Below are 8697 nucleotides of genomic sequence, written 5' to 3' on the forward strand. Positions count from 1 at the left end.
CAGAAGTCTGATCGAATAGTCCCATGCCCGACTACCACGAGAGACTCTGGCCGACGCCGTGGATCTACGCCGTGAGCCTGCTGCTCGTGCCCGCCAGCATCCTCGTGCTCGCGCCCGTCTCGCTGCCCGCCGGCGTGGCGACCGGCATCGTGCTCTACCTCGCCACCGTGGGCGCGCTGTCGTTCACTGCGCCCGTCATCGAGGTGCACGACGACCGATTGCGCGCAGGTCGCGCCGAGATCCCACTCGAGTACACGGGAACCGCCGTCGGCGCCACGGATGCCGCGGCGCGCGTCGAGCGCGGCACCGGCCTCGACGCCCGTGCCTTCCTCGTCATCCGCGGCTGGGTGCAGCCCGTCGTGCGCGTGCCGATCACCGACCCCGCCGACCCGGCGCCGTACTGGCTCCTGTCGACGCGCCATCCGACAGAACTGGCCGCCGCGATCAATGGATCGCGACGGCCTGAGCCTACGGAGCGCGGCGCCTAGGAGGCGCACTCCAGGCAGATCGGCCCGAGCTTCGTCTCGTGGTCGATCTGCGAGCGGTGCTTCACGAGGAAGCAGTTCACACAAGTGAACTCATCGGCCTGCGGTGGGAGCACCACGACGTCGAGTTCGACGTCGGAGAGGTCGGCACCGGCAAGGTCGAATCCTCCGGGGTTGTCGGCGTCATCGACATCCACCACTCCCGACATCTTGTCGGGGACGCGCTCCTTGAGGGCCTCGATCGACTCAGAGTCGTCTTCGGTCTTCCGTGGTGCGTCGTAATCCGTTGCCATTCCCGTCCATTTCCTCTATTGCCGAAGATTCGGCGGCCATAGTCTGCATCAAATCGTCAGCGTAAGCAAACCATTCGGTCGACCTTTCCGGCCGGCGCTCACGTGCAACTTCCGGCGCGCCCGCGCTATTCCCGACGGGACCGCTTGATACGTGGCATCCTAAGGCGGAGACGAGGGCACGGAAGGGCTTCCGCGATGCAGGAACTGAAGGTAATCGGAGTCGAGAACGGCGCGTTGCTCGCCGCATCCGACGATGGCGCACGCTTCCGGATCGAGATCGACGAAGTACTGCAGTCGCGGATCCGTCAGGCACAGCCCGAGCAGCACACGGGCTCGAAGCCCTCGCCGCGCGAGGTGCAGTCCCAGATCCGCTCCGGACTCTCTGCAGAAGAGGTCGCACAGATCACTGGTGCCTCTGTGGAGTACATTCGCAGGTTCGAGGGACCAGTACTCGCCGAGCGCGAACACGTCGTGACCTCGGCGCTCGCGGTCCCTGTGCACGTCGCGGCCGAGGTCGATGCCGCCGAAGAGCCGGCATCGTTCGGCGGCGTCATCCGTGAACGACTCGCCAAGCTCGGTGCGCACGGCGAACGCTGGGCGAGCTGGAAAGACGACGAGCGCGGGTGGATCGTCAAGCTCGAGTTCACCGCAGACACGATCGACCACGACGCACGCTGGAGCTTCGAGCCGAGAAAGCAGTCGCTGCAGCCGCTGAACACCGAGGCGGTCACGCTCTCGCAGCAGGGCGAGCTGAAGGGCGGGCTCATTCCCCGCCTGCGCGCCGTCGGGCCCGACGCCGACGAGTCGCGGTTCGACAGCGGCGCCTTCACGTTCGAAGAGAACGAGCAGGGCGAGTTCGACACCGCGCCGCACCTCGAGCCGCTGCCGTACGCACGCAATTCGACGTCGAGCCCGGCCGCAGCTCGAGCCGCGATCAAGCGAGCCGACGAACCGCAGCAGACCCTCGGTGAGACCGCCGACCTGCTCGAGGCCCTCCGGCGCCGCCGGGGCGAACGCGAAGCGGCGAGCGAACAGCTTCCGACGCCGTCGCCGTTCGCACCTCCGACGCCCGCAGAATCCCAGAACCCGGCGCCAGCCGAGCCGAAGCCCGAAGACAAGCCCGGCACGGCCGCACGCACGCTCTGGGGCGGCAAGTCTGGCACGGGCCCGGTGGGTACCCGCGGTTCGAAGAAGGGCCGCGCGTCGATGCCGAGCTGGGACGAGATCGTCTTCGGCGCACGAACCGACGACGACCTGGCCTGACCCGCCACTCCCCGTCACTTCCCGGCTGTACTGCGCGGCAGGGTGAGTTCAGCGCGCCGCATTCCACCGGCCCGGGCGCGCCTGCTCCTGAAGCGTGACGTTCCGTCGCATCGATCACGCGGTGTTACCATCGAACATATCTTCGAATGTCGGTGGAGGTGCGTATGCCGCGCGTGCAGGAGATCGTCGAGATCTGGTCCGGCGAGGCGGGCGAACCCGAGCGGCTCGTCTGGCGCTCGCGGCGCTTCCGCGTGACCGACATGCCCACCCCGCTCGTGGGTCCGTGCGATTGGTGGAGTCCGTTCTCGGCACACGACGTCTCGCCGGGCCGGGTGCCGCTCGAAATCTCGGGCTGGCGCTTCCAGGCGAGTGCCGACGACGGCGAGACGCACGTCTTCGACGTCGCATACGACGGCGCCCGCTGGCAGGTTCTTCGCGTCTACGACTAGTCGAGTCGAGCTCGCGGTCGAGTTCGATGCCGGGTTCGCGTCGCTATGCGGACTTCTCGGCGCGGCGCGGCTTGTGAGGCACGATCGTGGGCGCCGCGTTGTCGAGCACAGCGGCCTTCGTCACGACCACGCGGGCGACGCCCGTGGAGGACGGCACCTCGAACATGATCGGCCCGAGCACCTCTTCCATGATGGCGCGGAGCCCACGGGCGCCGGTCTGACGGAGCACCGCGAGATCGGCGATGGCCTGCAGCGCAGGCTCTTCGAAGTCGAGCTCGACGCCGTCGAGCTCGAACATGCGCTGGTACTGCCGGATCAACGCGTTCTTCGGCACCGTGAGGATCTCCATGAGCGCGTCGCGGTCGAGCGGCCCGACCGTGGCGACGACCGGGAGGCGGCCGATGAACTCGGGGATGAGGCCGAACTTGTGCAGGTCTTCGGGGAGGACTTCGCTGAAGATGTCGGCTTCGTCCTCCTTGTTGTGCAAGGGGGCGCCGAAGCCGATGCCGCGCTTGCCGGCCCGTGAGGAGATGATGTCCTCGAGCCCTGCGAACGCACCCGCGACGATGAAGAGCACGTTCGTCGTGTCGATCTGGATGAACTCCTGGTGAGGGTGCTTGCGGCCGCCCTGCGGCGGCACGGAGGCGACAGTGCCCTCGAGTATCTTCAGCAGTGCCTGCTGCACACCCTCGCCCGAGACGTCTCTCGTGATCGAGGGGTTCTCGGCCTTGCGCGCGATCTTGTCGACCTCGTCGATGTAGATGATGCCCGTCTCGGCTCGCTTGATGTCGTAGTCGGCGGCCTGGATGAGCTTCAGGAGGATGTTCTCGACGTCTTCACCGACGTAGCCGGCCTCGGTGAGCGCCGTGGCATCAGCGACCGCGAACGGGACGTTGAGCTGTTTGGCAAGGGTCTGTGCGAGGTAGGTCTTGCCGCAACCCGTGGGCCCGATGAGGAGGATGTTGGACTTGGCGATCTCGACGTCGTCGCGCTGGTGGTCGGCCGAGGTGAGCGTGGTGCGGGCGCGCACGCGCTTGTAGTGGTTGTAGACGGCGACGGCGAGGGCGCGCTTGGCGGCCTCCTGCCCGATGACGTACTCCTCGAGGAATCCGAAGATCTCTTTCGGCTTCGGCAGTTCGAACTCGCCTGACTCGGTCTCGCCTGCCTCGGCGAGTCGCTCCTCGATGATCTCGTTGCAGAGCTCGACGCACTCGTCGCAGATGTAGACGCCGGGACCGGCGATGAGCTGCTGGACCTGCTTCTGGCTCTTTCCGCAGAAGGAGCACTTGAGCAGGTCGGCGCTCTCCCCGATGCGTGCCATCGCAGCCTCCCTCTCAACGAGTCTGTTCCGAGCCTAGCCCGAGATCGGGCACATGGTGGGTAGCGCCCGCGGATTCGACACGAACCGTGTTTCGCCGGGCGCGAACCACGCCGCTCAGTCGAGCAGATGACGCAGATAACGCCGGGGATCGTCGAGATACGCTCGCCAATGTGAGACGAGCTCGAGTTCGTTCCACTCGACTTGGCGGATGCCCCACTCCCCCAGTTCGAGGATCGTCGCGCCCGGGACGGAGGCGAGGATCGGCGAGTGGGTCGCGCAGATCACCTGCGTGCCTCGCGCCACCATGCGATCGAGCCCCGCGATCCACGCGAGCATCGAATTGAACGAGAGCGCCGCCTCGGCCTCGTCGAGGCAGACGAGGCCGGCGAGGAACTGCGGATGATTCAGCTTCAAGTCGAGCAACTCGTTGAATGATTCGCCGTGGCTCATGGCGTGGAACGCCGGGTCGGGATTGCCGGGCAGCGACTCGGCGTAGCTGTAGTACCCGTGCATCGTCTCGGCGCGCAGGAAGAAGCCCCATCGCGGCGCCGTCGGACTCCGCTCGATGCGGAGCCAGCTCGCGAGCGGCGATTCACTCTCGCGCGTGGAGCGGCCGCCATTGTTGCTGCCGCCCTCGGGCGGAAGCCCGTAGGCCATCGCGATGCCCTCGAGGAGCGTCGACTTGCCGCTGCCGTTCTCGCCGACAAGGAACGTGAGTCCGGGCGCGAACTCCAAGCCGCCCTCGGCGATCAGCTGGGCGACGGCCGGGACCGTCGCCGGCCACACCGAGGGGTTGACGGGAGCATCCGAGTACAGCGCGACGCGGCGGATGGCCCGGCTGTCGTAGAGCCAGTCATCCGCCGCGTTCGTCACGCTGAGAGGTTTACTTCGCGAGCGCCGGGAGGCTCTTGCGCGACGTGAGCACCTGGTCGATGAGGCCGTAGTCGAGCGCCTCGCTCGCCGAGAGGATCTTGTCGCGGTCGATATCGCTGTTGACCTGCTCCTGCGTGTGGTTCGAGTGGCGCGAGAGCGTCTCTTCGAGCCACGAGCGCATGCGCATGATCTCGGCGGCCTGGATCTCGATGTCGGACGCCTGGCCGTGACCCGCCTCGCCCATGGCGGGCTGGTGGATGAGCACACGGGCGTTCGGCAGCGCGAGTCGCTTTCCCGGGGTGCCGGCCGCCGCGATGACCGCCGCCGCCGAGGCCGCCTGGCCGAGCACGACCGTCTGGATCTGCGGACGGATGTACTGCATCGTGTCGTAGATGGCCGTCATCGCAGTGAAGGAGCCACCGGGCGAGTTGATGTAGAGGATGATGTCGCGGTCGGGGTCCATCGACTCGAGCACGAGGAGCTGCGCCATGATGTCGTCGGCCGACGCGTCGTCGACCTGCACGCCGAGGAAGATGATGCGGTCCTCGAAGAGCTTGGCGTAGGGGTCTTGGCGCTTGTAGCCGTAGGCCGTGCGCTCCTCGAAGCTCGGCAGGATGTAGCGCGAGCCCGGGGCTTGGACGCCGCGGAATGCGGTGCCGCCGAAAGCAGGGATGTTCATTCGCTCGTTCTCTCTTCTCTCGGTGCCTACGCCTGGTCGGTGCCGCCGCCGCCGGCCACGTCGAGTGCCGACTCGCGGATGTGGTCGACGAAGCCGTACTCGAGGGCCTCGCGCGCGTTGAACCAACGGTCGCGGTCGCCGTCGGCGTTGATCTGCGCGACGCTCTTGCCGGTCTGCTCTGCCGTGATCTCGGCGAGTCGCTTCTTCATGTCGAGGATCAGCTGCGCCTGCGTCTGGATGTCGCTCGCGGTGCCGCCGAAGCCGCCATGCGGCTGGTGCAGCAACACTCGGGCGTTGGGGGTGATGTAGCGCTTGCCCTTCGTGCCTGCGGTGAGCAGCAGCTGCCCCATCGAGGCGGCCATGCCGATGCCGACCGTGACGATGTCGTTCGGCACGAACTGCATCGTGTCGTAGATCGCCATGCCGGCGGTGATGGAACCACCGGGCGAGTTGACGTAGAGGAAGATGTCCTTCTTGGCGTCTTCTGCGGCGAGGAGCAGCAGCTTCGCCGCGATCTCATTGGCGTTGTCGTCACGTACCTCGGAACCCAGCCAGATGATGCGGTCCCTCAGCAGTCGATCGAAAACACTGGGAGCCAGTGTCGGTTCGGCCATGTGTCGCTCCGTTTCGTTGTCGCGTTCACTCGAATCTATCCGGTGCAACGCACGCGGATCGGGCTGTTCGCCCTAGGCGGATGCGGCGAGCTCTGCGGCGTACGCGGCGAGCGACACGCCGTACCGCGGCAGGTGCGGTGCCAGGGCGGTGAGGGTGTCGGATGCCGCGCGCCGGGCGTCGCCCGCGTCGACGAGTGCGAGCGCACGGAACGCGACCACCGCGTCGCGCAGCTCGCCCGCGTCGGGCTCGATCTCGTCGAGCAGGGCGATCGCCTCGAGCGGACGCCCGAGGTTCCGGATCGTCGACGCGAGCTGCACGTACGCCTGCACGCGCTGCGGGCCGCTCAGGCCGCCCGCGAGCGCCGAGCGGTAGAGCAACTCGGCTTGGGCCTCGAGGCCGGCTGAGTCGCGCGCTCCCGCTCGTTCGAACAGTGCGACCGGCTCGTCCGCCGGCCGTTCGGCGGCGAGCGCGTCGATCCGTTTGATGACTTCGTCGTCACCGAGGGCGGAAGCCTGCTCCCAGACGGCGTCGACGCGGTGCTGCCAATCGTTCACGAAGTCCTCCTCCTGAAACGCAGAACGGGGCCGAGCGCATGGCCCGACCCCGTTTCACGGTGGTGTGTGCTGGCTTATTCGGCGTCGGCCTTCTTGGCGGCGCGCTTGCGAGCCGGCTTCTTCGGCTCCTCGGCGGGCTCGGCCTCGTCGGACGAGTCGGCGGGGGCCTCGGCGTCGGCTGCAGCATCGGTCGCTCCGGCCTCATCGGCCACGGCCGTGAACTCGGAGAGGTCGACGGGGTTGCCTGCGGCATCCGTCACCTTCGCCTTGCCGAGCGCGATCGCGAGCGCCTTGTTCCGGGCGACCTCGCCGACCATGGCCGGGATCTGGCCGTTCTGGCTGAGCGCCTGCACGAACTCGTTGGGGTCCATGCCGTACTGGGCAGCGCCCTGCACGAGGTACTGGGTGAGCTCGTCTTGGCTGACCTGCACCTTCTCGGCCTCGGCGATGGTGTCGAGCACGATCTGCGTGCGGAACGCCTTCGCACTCGACTCGGCGACCTCGGCGCGGTGCTCGTCGTCTTCGAGGCGGTTCTCGCTCTCGAGGTGACGGTGCACCTCGTCGTCGATGACGGCTTGCGCGATCGGCACCTCGACGAGCTCGAGGAGCTTCTCGACGAGGAGGTCGCGGGCCTGGTTGCCCTGGCCGAACGACTTGGAGCCGGCGACCTGCTCGCGCAGGCTCGCCTTGAGCTCGTCGAGCGTGTCGAACTCGCTCGCGATCTGCGCGAAGTCGTCGTCGGCCTCGGGAAGCTCGCGCTCCTTGACGGCGGTGACGGTGACGGTGATCTCAGCGGTCTCGCCCTCGTGGTCGCCACCGAGGAGCTTCGAGTCGAAGGTCGTGGTCTCGCCCGCGGAAAGCGTGTCGAGTGCCTCGTCGATGCCCTCGAGCAACTCGCCCGAGCCGAGCTCGTAGGAGATGCCGCTCGCGGTGTCGACCTCGACGCCGGCGATCATGGCGACGAGGTCGAGGGTGACGAAATCGCCCGACTTGGCGGGGCGGTCGACGGTGATGAGGGTGCCGAAGCGGCTGCGGAGACGCTCGAGCTCTTCGTTGACCTCGTCGTCGCCGACCTCGACCGAGTCGACCGTGAGCTCGAGGCCCTCGTAGTCGGGCAGCTCGATCTCGGGTCGCACGTCGACCTCGATCGCGAGCAGCAGGTCGCCCGAGAAGTCCTTCTCGTTCGGCCACTCGACGATGTCGGCCTCGGGGCGGCCGAGGGGACGCAGCTCGTGCTCGGCGACGGCCGCGCGGTAGAAGCCGTCGAGGCCCTCGTTGACCGCGTGCTCGAGCACCGCAGCCTTGCCGACGCGCTGGTCGACGATGGGCGGCGGCACCTTGCCCTTGCGGAAACCGGGCACGTTGATCTGCTCGGCGATGTGGCTGTAAGCGTGGGTGATGCTGGGCTTCAGCTCCTCGGGCGTCACCGAGATGGTGAGCTTGGCGCGCGTCGGGCTCAGCTTCTCAACCGAAGTGGTCGGCATGTGGAAGATCTCCTGTTGTGTGGAAGTTCGTGTCGAGTACTGCACTCGTCGGGGCGACAGGATTCGAACCTGCGACCTCCCGCTCCCAAAGCGGGCGCTCTACCAAGCTGAGCTACGCCCCGAGTCGCCGACTCAACTCGTCGATTCACCCACGAAGGCATGCCGAAGCACGCGTCAGTCGGGTGGACCCACGAAAGTCTACTGCACAGCCGAAGGGCCCGCTGTTGCGGGCACCGTTCCTCAACACCCGATCGGCCATGAAGTCGCGCCGATTCGAGTGCGGACGTTCCGCGATGTGGGCACTCCCCCGTGGCAGAGTGTGCCCATGAGCGACCGCCCACCCGCCGCATCCTTGCGCGACCTCCGCCGCTGGCCGGCCGAGCCCTCCCACCTCATCGACACGACTCGTTGCCCGGCGTGCTTCTCGCAGCTCACGGGTGCGCGCTGCGGCACCTGCGGGCTCGACCTCGGCGTGCCGGAGGCTACTGAGCTCCTCGCGGCGGGCACTCGCGTGTACGAAGACGAGGGCCGACGTCAGCAGCTCATCACGCGGATGCGCGCGGCCCAGGCGGCGCGGGAGGCGCGGGCGGGTGCCGGTGAGGTTGCCGCGTGGCAGCCAGGGGCGACCACGGCGGCGGCTGCGTCGGCGGCAGTGCCTTCGCCTGCAGCGGCGGTGGCCTC

11 protein-coding genes and 1 tRNA gene are annotated in these 8697 nt (G+C 67.7%); 4 read left to right on the top strand and 8 right to left on the bottom strand.

The features are described 5' to 3' along the window. The first annotated feature begins 23 nt into the window (after nt 1-23). A complete protein-coding gene (locus ESP51_RS11890) occupies nt 24-488 on the top strand; it encodes a DUF3093 domain-containing protein (protein ID WP_129521114.1) in 465 nt (154 codons plus the stop codon). Here ESP51_RS11890 and ESP51_RS11895 read toward each other — a convergent pair. Beyond that, on the bottom strand, nt 485-778 hold the full coding sequence (locus tag ESP51_RS11895) for a DUF4193 domain-containing protein (protein WP_129521115.1): 294 nt from the start codon (nt 776-778) through the stop codon (nt 485-487). The genes ESP51_RS11890 and ESP51_RS11895 overlap by 4 nt on opposite strands. 195 nt (nt 779-973) lie before the next feature. On the opposite strand from ESP51_RS11895, the gene sepH reads away from it, so the two are divergent. Further along, a complete protein-coding gene (gene sepH / locus ESP51_RS11900; protein ID WP_129521116.1) occupies nt 974-2041 on the top strand; it encodes a septation protein SepH in 1068 nt (355 codons plus the stop codon). Between the two features lie 164 nt (nt 2042-2205). Further along, the gene (locus tag ESP51_RS11905) at nt 2206-2490 is read left to right on the top strand and encodes a hypothetical protein (RefSeq protein ID WP_129521117.1); all 285 of its coding nucleotides are present in this window, start codon (nt 2206-2208) and stop codon (nt 2488-2490) included. Nucleotides 2491-2533: 43 nt separating this feature from the next. On the opposite strand, the gene clpX is transcribed toward ESP51_RS11905, so the two are convergent. From clpX to ESP51_RS11940, 7 genes are all read right to left on the bottom strand, one after another. Continuing rightward, nucleotides 2534-3811 carry an ATP-dependent Clp protease ATP-binding subunit ClpX gene (clpX, locus tag ESP51_RS11910; RefSeq protein ID WP_129521118.1) on the bottom strand — a complete coding sequence of 426 codons (1278 nt, stop codon included), beginning with the start codon at nt 3809-3811 and terminating at the stop codon, nt 2534-2536. 114 nt (nt 3812-3925) lie between these two features. Continuing rightward, a complete protein-coding gene (locus ESP51_RS11915; protein WP_129521119.1) occupies nt 3926-4684 on the bottom strand; it encodes an AAA family ATPase in 759 nt (252 codons plus the stop codon). 10 nt (nt 4685-4694) lie between these two features. After that, the gene (locus ESP51_RS11920) at nt 4695-5363 is read right to left on the bottom strand and encodes an ATP-dependent Clp protease proteolytic subunit (RefSeq protein WP_129521120.1); all 669 of its coding nucleotides are present in this window, start codon (nt 5361-5363) and stop codon (nt 4695-4697) included. Nucleotides 5364-5389: 26 nt separating this feature from the next. Beyond that, entirely contained in the window at nt 5390-5977 is a 588-nt protein-coding gene (locus ESP51_RS11925) for an ATP-dependent Clp protease proteolytic subunit (protein WP_129521121.1), read from the bottom strand. Between the two features lie 72 nt (nt 5978-6049). Continuing rightward, nucleotides 6050-6532, bottom strand: a complete 483-nt coding sequence (locus tag ESP51_RS11930) for a tetratricopeptide repeat protein (RefSeq protein ID WP_129521122.1) — start codon at nt 6530-6532, stop codon at nt 6050-6052. Nucleotides 6533-6606: 74 nt separating this feature from the next. After that, on the bottom strand, nt 6607-8016 hold the full coding sequence (gene tig, locus ESP51_RS11935) for a trigger factor (protein ID WP_129521123.1): 1410 nt from the start codon (nt 8014-8016) through the stop codon (nt 6607-6609). 48 nt (nt 8017-8064) lie between these two features. Then, nucleotides 8065-8138, bottom strand: a tRNA-Pro gene (locus tag ESP51_RS11940). A gap of 203 nt (nt 8139-8341) precedes the next feature. Between ESP51_RS11940 and ESP51_RS11945 the strand changes: the two genes are divergently transcribed. Then, nucleotides 8342-8697: hypothetical protein (locus ESP51_RS11945; RefSeq protein WP_164990500.1), on the top strand; the 356-nt coding region annotated here is incomplete at its 3' end.

This window comes from Agromyces albus (assembly GCF_004134825.1).
Taxonomy (GTDB): domain Bacteria; phylum Actinomycetota; class Actinomycetes; order Actinomycetales; family Microbacteriaceae; genus Agromyces; species Agromyces albus.

Coding starts and splice junctions, on each gene's coding strand:
- ESP51_RS11890 (WP_129521114.1), top strand. CDS start 24: ATGCCCGACTACCACGAGAGACTCTGGCCGACGCCGTGGATCTACGCC.
- ESP51_RS11895 (WP_129521115.1), bottom strand. CDS start 778: ATGGCAACGGATTACGACGCACCACGGAAGACCGAAGACGACTCTGAG.
- sepH (WP_129521116.1), top strand. CDS start 974: ATGCAGGAACTGAAGGTAATCGGAGTCGAGAACGGCGCGTTGCTCGCC.
- ESP51_RS11905 (WP_129521117.1), top strand. CDS start 2,206: ATGCCGCGCGTGCAGGAGATCGTCGAGATCTGGTCCGGCGAGGCGGGC.
- clpX (WP_129521118.1), bottom strand. CDS start 3,811: ATGGCACGCATCGGGGAGAGCGCCGACCTGCTCAAGTGCTCCTTCTGC.
- ESP51_RS11920 (WP_129521120.1), bottom strand. CDS start 5,363: ATGAACATCCCTGCTTTCGGCGGCACCGCATTCCGCGGCGTCCAAGCC.
- ESP51_RS11925 (WP_129521121.1), bottom strand. CDS start 5,977: ATGGCCGAACCGACACTGGCTCCCAGTGTTTTCGATCGACTGCTGAGG.
- tig (WP_129521123.1), bottom strand. CDS start 8,016: ATGCCGACCACTTCGGTTGAGAAGCTGAGCCCGACGCGCGCCAAGCTC.